We start from the raw sequence: 13,763 nt of genomic DNA, 5'->3' as shown, positions 1-13,763 counted from the left end.
AACCGTCATATTGCTTAAGTACAATCCGCCGTGACTGGCAATCATTCAATACTCGCACTATCGAACGTTCGCCAGTCGGCCGCAATCATGCTCTTGCATACGGTGTGGTTGCGGCAACTCTCGTTACGACTCACCATCAATTGGCCAGCCAGGTCATCTTTAATGATTTCCGTTATTACGCCAAATATCGGCAAAGGAACACTGCTTGATATGATTCAGTAACCTATGGTTATCATATATTAGAACAAAACGACAATTTCAAAAAAAATAATACCAATGAAAATCATTCACCGTTGAATAATCCTTTGCAACAACCAGTTATAGTAGATGGCTTCAGAAATACCGGCCTCCCGGCAGACATCTTGAACGGTTCGTCCGGATTCAACCGATTTAATTACGGCAATGATCTGATGCTCAGTAAAACGGGCTTTACGCATAGTGATCTCCTTTGTTGGCAGATTGATTATGCCGAAGGATCTCTAAATATGAATGGCACGATTATGTGGGATTCTTACATCTGTACAGGTTTTACTACTTACCCATGCACAAATTGGGGTAAAATTTATCCTCTCATCAGCGTGATGAATGTGGACGATTGATGCGCTGAAAACAATAATGATACTAATAAAAACTCAGGAGAATAGTATGCCTGAAGCAACGCCTTTTCGGGTGCTGATTGTTGACGACCACCCACTGATGCGGCGAGGAATTAGTCAATTATTGCAACTTGATCCCGCCTTTAACGTAGTCGCGGAAGCGGGTGATGGCGCCAGCGCTATCGACCTGGCAAACCGCCTGGACCTTGATGTGATCCTACTGGATCTCAATATGAAAGGGATGAGCGGACTGGATACCCTGAATGCGCTGCGTCGGGACGGCGTCACCGCGCAAATTATTATTCTTACCGTATCGGATGCCGCCAACGATGTGTACGCTCTAATTGATGCCGGCGCGGATGGTTATTTACTTAAAGACAGCGATCCTGAAGTCCTGCTGGAGGCTATTCGCAGTGGTGCCAAAGGTGGTAAAGCCTTTAGTACCCGCGTCAGCGAATATTTGCGCGAGCGCGACCTGTTTGGCGCTCAGGAAGACCCATTCAGCGTTCTCACCGAACGCGAACTGGATGTGTTACATGAACTTGCTCAGGGGCTGTCGAACAAACAGATTGCATCAGTGCTGAATATTTCTGAACAGACGGTGAAGGTGCATATTCGCAATCTGCTGCGCAAACTCAACGTGCGTTCTCGTGTAGCTGCCACCATTCTATTTTTACAAACACGCGGCATGCAGTAATCAGATATTGCCCGATAGCGCTACGCTTATCGGGCCTACAAGTCACGTGCATCAGTAGGCCGGATAAGACGTTTTGCGTCGCCATCCGGCATCTTCCACTCTTACTTCTCCTGCGGCGTTAGCTGCTCCATCGCCTGCTTAATGCTGCGTTCTATCACCGCCCGACGGGTATCATTGGCCGGTAATAATTTCAGCATCATCTCCCATGCCGCAACCGCCTCGCCAAAGCGCTGCTGTTCAAAAGCGTTAAACGCATACATGCTGAGAACCCGCACGTTGGCATGTTCGCCGCGTACCAACTGGCGTAGCAGCTCCCCTCCTCGACGGTTATCGTCAGGATCGGAAGAACGGGTCAGCGCTTCCGCATAGCCCAGCGCAGCATCGCTGTTTTTCGGATCCAGTCGATAAGCATTGGCATAGGCTTCAGTGGCCGTACTGGCGTTACCAAGTACCATGCCAATGCGCCCAAGCATGATCCAACCTTCAACGTTGGCAGGATCGGCTTGTAAGCGAGTGCGCAAACCCAACGCCAGACGCGTCATATCTTCTTCATTGAGCGGATCAGCTTTTGGATCCAACGCCCGCTCCAGCAGCGCCGGAGCCTGAGCGGTGGCCTGTTGCCAGACCTGAACCTGCTTATAGTTGCCGGTTTCATAATAGCTCACTGCGCCAACCCCCAGCGCCACCACGATGCCGGGCACAAACAACCCGAACCCACCGCGCTTGCCATCCGGGATAACGTCATCAGGAAACTCTTCCTGTTTTACCCGGACACGTCGGCGAGTACGGGCGAAAATAATCCAGCCACCCAGACCAATCGCGACCACCGGCATCACCCACAAAAGCACAGTAAGCGGCGTCAACGGCGGATCGTAAGTGACGAAGTTGCCGTAGCGCGCCACCATGTAGTCGACAATCTCTTTCTGACTTTTTCCTTCCTGCATCAGTTCGTACACTTTCTGACGCAGGTCGGTGGCAATCATCGAGTTAGAATCGGCAATACTGTTGTTCTGACATTTAGGACAGCGCAACTGTTCGGTAAGCTGACGGAACTGCTGCTCCTGCGCTTCATCCTTAAACTGCATCACATCGATGGTCGCAAGCGCGGATCCCGAGATAACCAGCATCAGCAGGCCCAGTAAAAATCTCATTGCGCAGCCTCCTTACTGTACTTATCCCACAACGGTTTGATCTCGCTCTCCCACACCCTGGCATTCAAATCACCGGCATGGCGATAGCGAATAATACCTTTACCGTCGATCAGGAACGTCTCCGGCGCGCCGTACACGCCAAGATCCAGACCAAGCATACCGTCGCCGTCAAACAGGCTTAATGAGTAAGGATTGCCCAGCTCTTTCAGCCAGACAATGGCTTTCTGACGATCGTCTTTATAGTTCAGACCCACTACCCGTACGCCCTGCGCAGACAGCTGATTCAGGTACTGATGTTCGGCGCGACAGGTCGGACACCAGGTCGCCCAGACGTTCAGCAGTACCGGTTTGCCCTGGGTCAGCACATCGGCCTGATAATGCTGACCCGGATTTTCCAGCGACTCCAGGCGGAATGTCGGAACGGGTTTGCCGATCAGCGCCGACTCCAGATTAGTGGGATCGTCCCCCTGAGCGTTACGCGCCAGCTGCCACAGCAGCGCCGCCGCAATGATCAGAAAAATAATAAACGGAATTAACAGTGCGTTGCGCTTCATACAGCCTCCGACGCATTTTTTTGCACCGCGGCGCGAGGACGCGTGCGCTGACGATAGCGTGGATCAAACAGGCAGAACAATCCGCCCAGCGCCATCAGCAATCCTCCGGCCCAAATCCAGCGAATAAACGGTTTGTAGTACAAACGCACAGCCCATGCGCCGTTATCCAGTTCTTCACCCAGCGCAGCGTACAGATCGCGTGTGAATCCGCCGTCAATTGCCGCTTCGGTCATCATCGAACTGGTGCTGTTATAGAAGCGTTTTTCCGCATGCAGCGTGGCTTCTGGTTTACCATCTCGGGTAACGCCAATAATGGCGACACCGCCCCGGTAGTTAGGTCCGGTAATATCTTTCACTTCGCGGAACGTGAACTGATAGTTATGGATACTGACGCTATCACCTGCCTTCATGCGCACATCGCGTTCAACACTGTAGTTCTGGCTAAAGGCAATACCGACAATAGTAATCGCCAGCCCAACGTGGCCCGACACCATGCCCCAATAGCTTGGTGTTAACTTCGTTCCGCGGGAAACACGCAGGAACGCTTCGGACACCGCCAGCACAAATATCCAGCATGCCATCGCCAGACCCACCACCGTCATAGCGGCAATGCGATCCTCAAACAGCCACGGCAGCAGCAGCGACATAACAAGCGTGGTGACAAACGCGACAAGCAATAGTGTTTTCAGCTTACGCGGTCGGTCACGGCCCCAACGCACTAATGGCCCTATTCCCAGCAACAGCGCGAACGGTGCCATCAGCCAGGTAAACATGGTGTTGAAGAACGGCTCGCCAATCGAAATGCTACCCAACCCCAGCTGTTTGTGCACCAGCGGCAGCAGCGTACCCAATAGCACCACCAGCATGGCGGCAATCAGCAGAACGTTGTTGCCCAACAGCAGAGATTCACGCGACCACAGCGCGTTGTTTACCCGTGAGCGGACCTTGTGACCGCGAACCGCAAACAGCAGCAGGGAGCCGCCAATCACTAATACCATAAAGGCCAGAATAAACATCCCGCGCGACGGATCGGAGGCAAAAGCATGCACCGACACCAGCACGCCGGAGCGCACCAGGAAAGTCCCCAACAGGCAAAGCGAGAAGGCGCAGATTGACAGCAGCAGCGTCCAGGCTTTAAAGCTGGCACGCTGTTCGGTGACCGACAACGAGTGCATCAGCGCCGTTCCCACCAGCCATGGCATAAACGAGGCGTTTTCAACTGGATCCCAGAACCACCAGCCGCCCCAGCCCAGCTCGTAATAGGCCCAGGCGGAACCGAGCACAATACCCAGCGTCAGGAACACCCACGCCGCCAGCGTCCACGGACGCGAAAAACGGGCGAAGGTACTGTCCAGTCGGCCACTCATCAACGCGGCAATCGCAAACGCAAAGGCCACGGAGAAACCGACATACCCCATGTACAGCAACGGCGGATGGAAAATCAGCCCCGGATCCTGCAACAGCGGGTTCAGGTCGCGCCCTTCAATAGGGAAGTTGGGCAACGTACGGGCAAATGGATTGGAGGTAAACAGAATAAACAGCAGAAAGCCAACGCTGACCATCCCCATCACCGCCAGCACGCGGGCGACGATGTCCAGCGGCATACGCTGGCTGAATGCCGCAACGGCGAACGTCCAGCCGCTCATCAGCAGTACCCACAGCAGCAGAGAGCCTTCATGCGCGCCCCAGGTTGCTGCCACCCGATACCAGACCGGAAGCTGGGTATTGGAATTGCTGGCGACGTAGGTGACGGTAAAGTCATTAACCACGAAGGCGTTGACCAAAATCAGGAACGCGCCCATCACACAGATAAATAACACCCAGGCAAAGGGCCGCGCGGAAGCCATCATCCGCACATCGCCGCGCGCTACGCCCCACAGCGGATAGACCGACAGCAGTAACGCCACGCCTAGCGCAAGGCACAACAGCGCATTGCCAATTTCAGGCATCATGACGTTTTATCCTTATACACGCTTTCCGGACGACGATGGTTTTCCTGCATCGCTTTTTCAACTTCCGGCGGGGTGTAATTTTCATCATGTTTGGCCAGAACCTCTTTGGCCTGTACATGATTTCCCCCGTCCAGTTCGCCCTGAACAACAACACCCTGCCCTTCGCGGAACAGATCCGGCAGAATACCTTCATAGGTTACATCCACCACACCTTCGGCGTCATAGATGCTGAAATTCACCTTCAACGACTGCGGATCGCGCTTTACGCTACCGGGCATCACCATACCGCCCACGCGTAGGCGCTGACCGACTTCAGGCATCTGCTGCGTTTCGCGCTTACCGTAGAGTATCTCTCCCGGCGTATAGAACAGGTCAATATTGGAACGCAGCGCATAAAGCACCAGCGTAATGGTCAAAGCCAGACCCGCCAGTACCGCACAGGCTATCCATAACCGATTTTTACGTCGAATATTCACGCCGCCTCCCGTTGCACTTGCGCCGCACGCATACGTGCTTCTCTCGCCCGCTGCTGCGCTACACCGCGTAAAATTGCGCGATGCTGTAACGTGGAATGCACTACCAGCACCACCAGCGGGATAACACTCATCGCTACGGCAAGCCAGACATACAAGGCGTAGCCGCCCATCGCGAAAAAATCACTCCATGATGCAAATGCAGGGGTCATTGGCGGCCTCTTTTTAAGATCAGTTCGCTCACCCACGGGCGGCGTTTTTCCATCATCAGAATCAGGTTACGCATGCGCATCAGCGCCAGCGTGACAAACAGTAACAGGTAGCCGACGATCGCCAGACGCAGCGGCGTACGCATCGCCGGATCGATGCTTTGCTGCATGCGGGTAGAACCCTGATGCAGCGTATTCCACCACTCAACCGAGTAGTGGATAATCGGTAAGTTGACCACGCCAATCAGCACCAGAATACCGGCGGCACGACCTGCCAGACGGCGGTCATCAAAGGCATGCCACAGCGCAATGGCGCCAACGTAGAGAAACAGCAGCACCAGTTCAGAGGTGAGTCGGGCATCCCAAACCCACCAGGTTCCCCACATCGGTTTGCCCCATGCGGAACCTGTCACCAGCGCAATAAAGGTAAACACTGCACCAATCGGCGCCATCGCAGCCAGCGCCAGATTGGCCATTTTCATCTGCCAGACCAGGCCGATAAACGCGGCAACGGCCATCGAGGCGTAAATGCCCATCGACCAGATTGCCGCCGGAACGTGCAGATAAATAATGCGATAGCTCTGCCCCTGCTGATAGTCTGCAGGCGCAAAACCAAAGCCCCAGATCCATCCCGTTATCAGTACCACCGCGCTGGCAATCGCCAGCCACGGGATAAACCAGCCACAGATCTGATAGAGCCGAGGGGGCATCGCCAATTGATGAAGTGTTTTCCACATAGTTCAGTCACCAGACTCCATAAATTAAAATCCGTTGTGCCGGAGCGCCTTGCCCGGCATGCACATCTAATTCTCGTTACTGCACGCTTATCCGTAACGCCGCGGCTGTGGCAAACGGGCTTAACGTGGCGCTGCCGACCAGCAACGCACCCAGAATCGCCATGTACCCTTCAACCGGTAAGTGCATAGAAGCCGCATCCATCGCGGCGGTCGCAAAAATCAGTAAGGGTATGGTGAGCGGGAGTACCAGCACGCTTAACAGCACGCCGCCGCGCTTTAAGCCCACCGTCAACCCTACGCCCGGCGCGCCGAGAAAACCCAGCGTCGGAGTGCCGAGTAACAAAGTCAGCGCCATAATTTTCCAGCCGTACATATCCATGCCCAGCAACAGCGCCACCAGTGGCGAGAGGATCAGCAGCGGCAGACCTGTCACGACCCAGTGCGCCATCACTTTCGCCAGCACCACGGCCGGTAGCGGTAACGGCAGCAGCATCAGTTGCTCAAGGCTGCCATCCTGTAAGTCATCACGAAATAGCCGTTCCAGCGCCAGCAATGACGCCAGTAGCGCTGCAACCCAGATGATGCCCGGCGCTATGCGCGCCAGCAGCTGTGGCTCCGGCCCAATACTCAGGGGGAACAGCGTAATAACAATCAGGAAGAACCATAAAGGATTAGCAATTTCCGCACTATGACGAAACGCAACTCGCAGTTCTAAACGAAAGATTCGCCACATCATTGCGTTGCCCTCTCACTGGTCAGCGCAATGCGTCGCACTTTATCGGTCTCGACATTGAGCGGTTGGTGGGTGGTGAGAATAACAATACCGCCCTGCTCCGTATGCTGCGCCATACGCTGAGTCAGTCGCTCAACGCCGTTCACATCAATGGCGGTAAAGGGTTCATCGAGGATCCACAGTCGGGCGCGGGTCAGCCACAAACGGGCCAGCGCCACGCGCCGCTGTTGTCCGGCGGAAAGTTGGTTCACTGGGATATCTTCATATCCGGCAAGTCCCGCCTGCGCCAGCGCAGCCAGACACTGCGCGATGTCGCCGTCATGATGGAAGAAACGCAGGTTCTCCAACGCCGAAAGCCGGGTTTTTATCCCCGGCTGATGTCCGATCCACAGTAGTTGCTGATGGTAGCTGTCCCGCACGTGATGCAGCGGTTGCTCTTGCCAGCAAACCTCCCCTGCGTCGGGACGCGCCAGCCCGGTAAGCAACCGCAGCAGAGTGGTTTTCCCTGCGCCGTTGCTGCCGGTAATTTGTACCCATTCCCCTGCGTTGACGCGAAATGACAACTCGCTGAACAGTATTCTGTCATCCCGCTCGCAAAGTAATTCTCTGGCTTCAAGCATACCTGGTTATCTACATCCTGTTAAAAGCCCGGTTTGACTTCGCGCATATCAGGCAGTTTGTGCGCTATCCCTTTATGGCAGTCAATACAGGTTTGCCCGTCTTTCACGGCCTGGTCGTGCATTTTGGCCGCTACGCCTTTCTGGGCGGTTAAATCCATAAACTCGAAGTTGTGACAGTTTCGACACTCTTGCGAATTGTTATCTTTCATACGCCGCCACTCATTTTGCGCCATCGTTAAACGATGGTCTTCAAATTTCTGCGGTGTATCTATTAACCCCAGTGCTTTCGCGTACAGCTCTTTACTGGCCTTGATCTTACGGATCATTTTCGGGCCCCACTCGTGTGGGACGTGACAATCAGGGCAAGTCGCTCGCACACCACTGCGGTTGTTGTAGTGTACGGTTTCCATGTATTCCTGGTACACCGTATTGCGCATTTCGTGACAGCTAATGCAGAACTCTTCTGTATTGGCCTTTTCCATACCGGTATTAAAGCCGCCCCAGAAAATAATGCCGCCCACAAAGCCGATTAACAACAGCGTGCCGAGCGCCAGACGGCTGGGGCGACGCCACCATTGCCAGACGCGCTTAATCCAGCCTGGTTTACGGTTAGAATTTTCCATAATGACCTCTTATTTCCCGTAACCTTTCGAGGGGGTGAAGGTATTTTCAACAATCGGCGCGGCGTCAGCCTGCGGAACGTGACATTGCAGGCAGAAATAACGACGCGGCGCAACCTCAGCCAATACCTTGCCGTCGCTGTCCATAAAGTGCGTCGGGCTGATGCGCGGCGCACCGGTGGTGCGATAGCTTTCCACACCGTGGCATTGCAGGCAGCGGTTAGTGTTCGTCGTCACCTGATACCCTTCAACGCTATGCGGAACCATCGGCGGCTGATTCACATAGTTCAGCGGCATGCGCTCTTGCTCTTTCGGCATGCGAATCGCCCCTTCCTGTGTTCCTGAGACTTCCGGTGACTGGCTCAGATCCACTCCGTTTGCAGCCCAAACTGCCCCACTGACTAGCAAGGCCAGCGCGGCCATCCATTGACTCAGCGCTTTAATCAGGTCATGGCTTTTCATGATTTCGCTCCCGAACTCCATCGTGTTGTTATTGTAAAAACATCCTCAGAACAGACATCCACACAGCGACCGCAGGCCATGCAATCGCGACTGGTTACCTGCACCGGACTTTGCTCATCCAGCACCGGCGCACGTAGCACATGCGGTTCCGGGCAAACATGAAAACAATCCATACAGCGGTTACATCTGTTACGTTCTTTTGCCGAGACGGTTAATGCACCTTTACTTCCCACCACGCTATACAGCGCACCCAGTGGGCAGAGATGCCCGCACCAGCCATGCTCAACGACCAGTAAATCAAATAAAAACAGCGCGAGGATCAGCAACGCTCCGCTACCGAATCCCATTACCAGGCTACGTCCCAGCAAAGAAACCGGGTTTATCCACTCCCACAGCAGCGTACCAGTCAGCGCTGAACCGACCAGAATGACTACCAGCAGGACGTACCGTATATGGCGCGGCAGGGTTGCGGACTGATTCAGGTCAAACCTTCTGCGCAGCCAGCTGGCTAAATCGGTGACCGGGTTCATGGGACAAACCCAACTGCAAAACAGTCGCTTACCGGCCAGGGCATACAGCACCGTAATGATGGCTGCCCCCGTTAATGCCACCGTCGCTGGCAGATGCCCACTGGCCAGGCTTTGCAGAGTAATCAGCGGATCGGTGAACGGGATAGCGTCCAGCAACAGGCTGCTACTGTAGTTGCCATGCAGGATCCAAACACCTAGCCACGGGCCGCTAAGGAACATCGCCAGTATCAGAAACTGACTCAGACGACGCAGCAGCAGCCAGCGATGACTCCTCCACCATCCTTTTTTTGCCTGCGCTTCACGCCCGGCATCACGTTTACGATTTGCCATTGTTCCCCTCCAGCCAACCGAAGCGGTAATGGTGTCCTAACTCCCCTTTCGCCAGCGACAACGGCAGCACTTTTATTGCTGGCTGCTCCAGTACGCAGACTTTTTCGCATTTCCCACAGCCGGTACAGGCATCGCTGTGCACGGTAGGAATAAACCGCGCATGCTTGCCGGTACGCATGTTACGGTCCAGCTCCAGGGTGATCGCCTCATCGATTTTCGGGCACTCGCGATAGCAAACGTCACAGCGTAATCCCTGATAGTTGAGGCAGTTTTCGTGATCCAGCAGTACCGCCAGCCCCATACGCGAATCGTCAATGGATTCAATTTCTCTGTCCAACGCGCCGCTGGGGCAGACTTTGGCGCACGGAATGTCCTCACACATTTCGCAGGGAATATCACGGGCGATGAAATATGGCGTACCAGCCGCCAGCCCGGAGGCCAGCGTCGCCAGCTTCAGCGTGTCATACGGACATGCCTGAACGCACTGACCGCAACGTACGCAAGCGCTGGCAAATGCCTCCTCGCTTAGTGCACCTGGCGGGCGCAACCGCACGCCAGTTGCGCGTGCGGTTTGTTGTTGCAACCCCAGCGCCACGCCAACGACGGCCAGCCCGCCTGCTGCGCGAACCATATCGCGCAGAAAGCGGCGGCGGCCATTTTGGGGTTTTGCTGACCGGGACATAACGCGTTACACCTTCGCCAGTTTCACGGCGCACTTCTTGAAATCCGTCTCTTTGGAGAGCGGATCCGTCGCATCCAGCGTCAGGTTGTTCACCAGCTGTGCGGCGTCGAAGAACGGCATGTACACCAGCCCCTGCGGCGGACGGTTACGACCGCGTGTTTCAACAATCGAAATCACTTCGCCACGACGGGAAATCACTTTGACCTTATCGCCACGACGCAGATCGCGTGCTTTTGCATCCAGCGGGTGGATAAACAGCACGGCTTCCGGGAAAGCGCGGTGCAGTTCAGGCACACGACGCGTCATACTGCCGGTATGCCAGTGTTCCAGAACACGTCCGGTGGATAGCCACAGGTCATATTCTTTATCCGGCGCTTCAGCAGCAGGCTCAAACGGCAGCGCGAAGATAACCGCTTTACCGTCCGGTTTACCGTAGAACTTGTAGCTTTCACCTGCTTTCACGTAAGGGTCGTTGCCTTCGCTGTAGCGCCACTGGGTCTCTTTGCCTTCAACGACCGGCCAGCGTAAACCGCGGGCTTTGTGGTAATCGTCAAATGGCGCAAGGTCATGCCCGTGACCGCGACCAAACCAGGCGTACTCTTCGAACAACCCTTTTTGCAGATAGAAGCCCAGCTCGCGGGATTCATCATTCAGTTGATCTTCAGCCAGTTCAGTCACCGGAAATTTTGTCACTACTGGCGTGGCAAACAGCACGTCATATAGCGTTTTGCCACGCAGCTCCGGTTTTTGTGCCAGCAGCTCTTCGGGCCACACTTCTTCTGTTTTGAAGCGACGAGAGAACTGCACCAGTTGCCACAGATCCGACTTCGATTCGCCCGGTGCTTTAATCTGCTGACGCCAGAACTGTGTACGGCGTTCAGCGTTACCGTAGGCACCTTCTTTCTCTACCCACATCGCCGTCGGCAGGATCAGGTCAGCAGACAAGGCGCTGACCGTCGGGTACGGATCGGAGACGATGATGAAGTTACGCGGATCGCGCCAGCCCGGCATACGCTCCTCATTGATGTTCGGACCAGCCTGCATGTTGTTGGTGCACATCGCCCAGTAGACATTGAGCTTGCCATCTTTCAGCGCGCGGTCTTGCGCCACGGCGTGCAGACCGATTTTTGCCGGAATGGTCCCTGACGGAATATTCCAGTGCTTCTCGCAGATATCGCGGTGTTTTTCGTTTGTCACCACCATGTCCGCAGGCAGACGATGGGAGAATGTACCGACTTCACGCGCGGTGCCGCATGCGGAAGGCTGGCCGGTCAGAGAGAACGGGCCGCAGCCTGGCTGGGAGATTTTGCCAGTCAGCAAGTGCAGGTTATAGACCAGGTTGTTAGCCCATACGCCGCGGGTGTGCTGGTTAAAGCCCATCGTCCAGTAGGAGATGACTTTTTTCTTCGGATCGGCATACAGCTGTGCCAGCTGTTCCAACTGATCTTTTGGTACGCCGGTCATTTCGGCGGTTTTATCCAGCGTGTACTCAGCAACGAAGGCTTTGTAATCCTCAAAGCTCATCGGTTCAGAGGCATCGGATCCCGGGTTTTTCGCCGCTTTTTCCAGCGGATGGGTCGGACGCAGACCGTAGCCGATGTCCGTCACGCCTTTACGCAGGTTGACGTGCTTGCTAAAGAAATCCTGGTTAATCGCATTGTTTTGAATGATGTAGTTCGCGATGTAGTTGAGGATTACCAGATCGGTTTGCGGCGTGAAGACCATACCGTTATCCGCCAGCTCAAAGCTGCGGTGCTGGAAGGTGGAGAGAACCGCGACGTTCACATTAGGATCGGACAGACGACGGTTGGTGATGCGCGACCACAGTATCGGGTGCATCTCTGCCATATTCGCGCCCCACAGGACGAAGGCGTCTGCATGTTCGATATCGTCATAGCAGCCCATCGGTTCATCCATACCGAAGGTACGCATAAAGCCGACTACCGCTGAGGCCATGCAGTGACGTGCGTTCGGGTCGATGTTATTGGAACGGAAACCCGCTTTAAACAATTTGGCAGCGGCATAACCTTCCCAAATCGTCCACTGGCCAGAGCCGAACATGCCGATAGATTCCGGGCCTTTCTCTTTCATCGACGTTTTGAATTTCTCTTCCATCACGTCAAAAGCCTGGTCCCAGCTAATCGGGGTGAACTCGCCTTCTTTGTGATATTTGCCGTCTTTCATGCGCAGCATCGGCTGCGTTAAACGGTCTTTCCCGTACATGATTTTCGGCAGGAAGTAACCTTTGATGCAGTTAAGCCCACGGTTAACCGGCGCATCCGGATCGCCCTGGCATGCCACAACACGCCCTTGCTGCGTTCCGACCAATACGCCGCAGCCCGTCCCGCAAAAACGGCACGGGGCTTTGTCCCATTTGATGGCTTCTTGCTGACCGACTACCGCGCGGGCAACGCCCGGCACGCTTAACCCGGCAGCCGCCGCAGCGGCCGCAACGGCGTTAGCTTTCATAAAGCTACGACGACTGAGTTTCATGGTGTTTCCTCACCTTGCTCATCCTGCTGGTGATAAACCAGCGACACCGCCAGCACGCCCGCAACGTTGCGCACTGACTCAATTGTTTTCATTAGCGTTTCACTTTGCTCAGCTTCCACCACCACAATCAACTGACCACTTTCCACATCGCTGAGGGCAACTTCGCAACCGGGAAAGGAACGCAACTGCGTGGCGATATCGTTGATATGCTGGCTTTTGGCCTGAACGACCAGGCTGCAGACCTGCCAGTTATTGTCCATGGTTGTACTCCGCGTTAATGGCTGATACCGGGCAGATAGCGACACAGGCGCCACATCCGTTACAGTCCTGATTGTCGAGCTGCGGCTGATAAATGCCGGACAGCGTGGGGCGAAAGGTTATTGCCATGGGCTCACAGCTATCCTGACAGCGGTGACATTCAACGGACTGATGTGCGAGACAGTTTTCCCCAATCGTAAAGTTCAGATCCCATGCCCTGATGTGGCGCGGAAGAAAAAGTGATTCGGGACAGGCTTCTGCGCAGGCATAGCAAAAGCTGCACTCGCCGTGTTTGAAATTTACGCTCGGGTAACCACCCTGGCCTCGCTGCAGGATGTCGGTTTCGCACGCCTGGATGCAGGCGTCACAACGGAGGCAATGGGCCAGAAAGTGAGAGTCTTCCTTGCTCCACGGCGGACGGATCCCTGCACTGGCGTTTCGCCAACTGCCTGTCAACATGCCTCGACGGGATAAATCAACCATGACATTGTCCTTCCATAATGACGCCCTCCCTCGGCGGGTTGAACGACATAAAAAACTGCACTATTTATGAGTAGTTATTTTTAGCCGTAAGATATTTCAGGATGTGTTAGAGGTGCATACCCCAATTGGGGTAAATGCTGTTGCCGGATCAAAGGAGTGTTGAGTTGGCGGGAAAAAATGCGC

17 protein-coding genes and 1 pseudogene are annotated in these 13,763 nt (G+C 54.8%); 2 read left to right on the top strand and 16 right to left on the bottom strand.

All coding sequences use genetic code 11. The features are described from left to right. Positions 1 to 209, top strand: a 209-nt coding sequence (locus OGX67_RS12285) for a hypothetical protein (protein ID WP_286526550.1), incomplete at its 5' end; no start/stop codon positions are given. A gap of 105 nt (positions 210 to 314) precedes the next feature. Here OGX67_RS12285 and OGX67_RS12280 read toward each other — a convergent pair. Beyond that, positions 315 to 437: pseudogene (locus tag OGX67_RS12280) on the bottom strand (transposase); the annotation flags it as partial. A 208-nt stretch (positions 438 to 645) separates the two neighbouring features. On the opposite strand from OGX67_RS12280, the gene narP reads away from it, so the two are divergent. Next, positions 646 to 1,293 carry a nitrate/nitrite response regulator protein NarP gene (narP, locus tag OGX67_RS12275; protein WP_003027518.1) on the top strand — a complete coding sequence of 216 codons (648 nt, stop codon included), beginning with the start codon at positions 646 to 648 and terminating at the stop codon, positions 1,291 to 1,293. 101 nt (positions 1,294 to 1,394) lie between these two features. On the opposite strand, the gene OGX67_RS12270 is transcribed toward narP, so the two are convergent. The 15 genes from OGX67_RS12270 to napF form a co-directional block, all read right to left on the bottom strand. Continuing rightward, complete coding sequence (locus OGX67_RS12270) at positions 1,395 to 2,444, bottom strand: cytochrome c-type biogenesis protein CcmH (protein WP_049002051.1); 1,050 nt, start codon at positions 2,442 to 2,444, stop codon at positions 1,395 to 1,397. After that, positions 2,441 to 2,998, bottom strand: coding sequence for a thiol:disulfide interchange protein DsbE (dsbE, locus tag OGX67_RS12265; RefSeq protein ID WP_003834613.1), 558 nt, complete (start codon positions 2,996 to 2,998; stop codon positions 2,441 to 2,443). Before dsbE ends, OGX67_RS12270 begins: the two co-directional genes overlap by 4 nt. Further along, a complete protein-coding gene (locus tag OGX67_RS12260) occupies positions 2,995 to 4,950 on the bottom strand; it encodes a heme lyase CcmF/NrfE family subunit (RefSeq protein WP_003027529.1) in 1,956 nt (651 codons plus the stop codon). The genes dsbE and OGX67_RS12260 overlap by 4 nt, the downstream gene beginning before the upstream one ends. Then, entirely contained in the window at positions 4,947 to 5,426 is a 480-nt protein-coding gene (gene ccmE, locus OGX67_RS12255; protein ID WP_032949674.1) for a cytochrome c maturation protein CcmE, read from the bottom strand. The genes OGX67_RS12260 and ccmE overlap by 4 nt, the downstream gene beginning before the upstream one ends. Further along, on the bottom strand, positions 5,423 to 5,635 hold the full coding sequence (ccmD, locus tag OGX67_RS12250; RefSeq protein WP_003027536.1) for a heme exporter protein CcmD: 213 nt from the start codon (positions 5,633 to 5,635) through the stop codon (positions 5,423 to 5,425). The genes ccmE and ccmD overlap by 4 nt, the downstream gene beginning before the upstream one ends. Next, positions 5,632 to 6,369, bottom strand: coding sequence for a heme ABC transporter permease (locus OGX67_RS12245; RefSeq protein WP_032949675.1), 738 nt, complete (start codon positions 6,367 to 6,369; stop codon positions 5,632 to 5,634). Before OGX67_RS12245 ends, ccmD begins: the two co-directional genes overlap by 4 nt. 76 nt (positions 6,370 to 6,445) lie before the next feature. Beyond that, positions 6,446 to 7,105, bottom strand: a complete 660-nt coding sequence (ccmB, locus tag OGX67_RS12240; protein ID WP_003027542.1) for a heme exporter protein CcmB — start codon at positions 7,103 to 7,105, stop codon at positions 6,446 to 6,448. Beyond that, positions 7,102 to 7,722, bottom strand: coding sequence for a cytochrome c biogenesis heme-transporting ATPase CcmA (gene ccmA / locus OGX67_RS12235; RefSeq protein WP_003027545.1), 621 nt, complete (start codon positions 7,720 to 7,722; stop codon positions 7,102 to 7,104). The genes ccmB and ccmA overlap by 4 nt, the downstream gene beginning before the upstream one ends. Before the next feature lie 20 nt (positions 7,723 to 7,742). Further along, positions 7,743 to 8,345 carry a cytochrome c-type protein NapC gene (gene napC / locus OGX67_RS12230; RefSeq protein ID WP_003027548.1) on the bottom strand — a complete coding sequence of 201 codons (603 nt, stop codon included), beginning with the start codon at positions 8,343 to 8,345 and terminating at the stop codon, positions 7,743 to 7,745. Between the two features lie 9 nt (positions 8,346 to 8,354). After that, positions 8,355 to 8,804, bottom strand: a complete 450-nt coding sequence (gene napB / locus OGX67_RS12225; RefSeq protein WP_003027550.1) for a nitrate reductase cytochrome c-type subunit — start codon at positions 8,802 to 8,804, stop codon at positions 8,355 to 8,357. After that, positions 8,801 to 9,664: a quinol dehydrogenase ferredoxin subunit NapH gene (gene napH / locus OGX67_RS12220; RefSeq protein WP_003839440.1), complete on the bottom strand. Its 864-nt coding sequence runs from the start codon at positions 9,662 to 9,664 to the stop codon at positions 8,801 to 8,803. Before napH ends, napB begins: the two co-directional genes overlap by 4 nt. Beyond that, positions 9,651 to 10,346, bottom strand: a complete 696-nt coding sequence (napG, locus tag OGX67_RS12215; RefSeq protein WP_003027555.1) for a ferredoxin-type protein NapG — start codon at positions 10,344 to 10,346, stop codon at positions 9,651 to 9,653. Before napG ends, napH begins: the two co-directional genes overlap by 14 nt. A gap of 6 nt (positions 10,347 to 10,352) precedes the next feature. After that, positions 10,353 to 12,839: a nitrate reductase catalytic subunit NapA gene (napA, locus tag OGX67_RS12210; RefSeq protein WP_220393135.1), complete on the bottom strand. Its 2,487-nt coding sequence runs from the start codon at positions 12,837 to 12,839 to the stop codon at positions 10,353 to 10,355. After that, positions 12,836 to 13,099, bottom strand: a complete 264-nt coding sequence (gene napD / locus OGX67_RS12205; protein WP_003027560.1) for a chaperone NapD — start codon at positions 13,097 to 13,099, stop codon at positions 12,836 to 12,838. The genes napA and napD overlap by 4 nt, the downstream gene beginning before the upstream one ends. Next, the gene (gene napF / locus OGX67_RS12200) at positions 13,089 to 13,580 is read right to left on the bottom strand and encodes a ferredoxin-type protein NapF (RefSeq protein ID WP_286526548.1); all 492 of its coding nucleotides are present in this window, start codon (positions 13,578 to 13,580) and stop codon (positions 13,089 to 13,091) included. Before napF ends, napD begins: the two co-directional genes overlap by 11 nt. Positions 13,581 to 13,763 lie beyond the last annotated feature (183 nt).

It is taken from the genome of Citrobacter sp. Cf118 (assembly GCF_030334095.1).
Classification (GTDB): domain Bacteria; phylum Pseudomonadota; class Gammaproteobacteria; order Enterobacterales; family Enterobacteriaceae; genus Citrobacter; species Citrobacter freundii.
The sequence above is the reverse complement of the archived record's forward strand: the minus strand, read 5'-3'. Positions and strand labels throughout refer to the sequence as shown.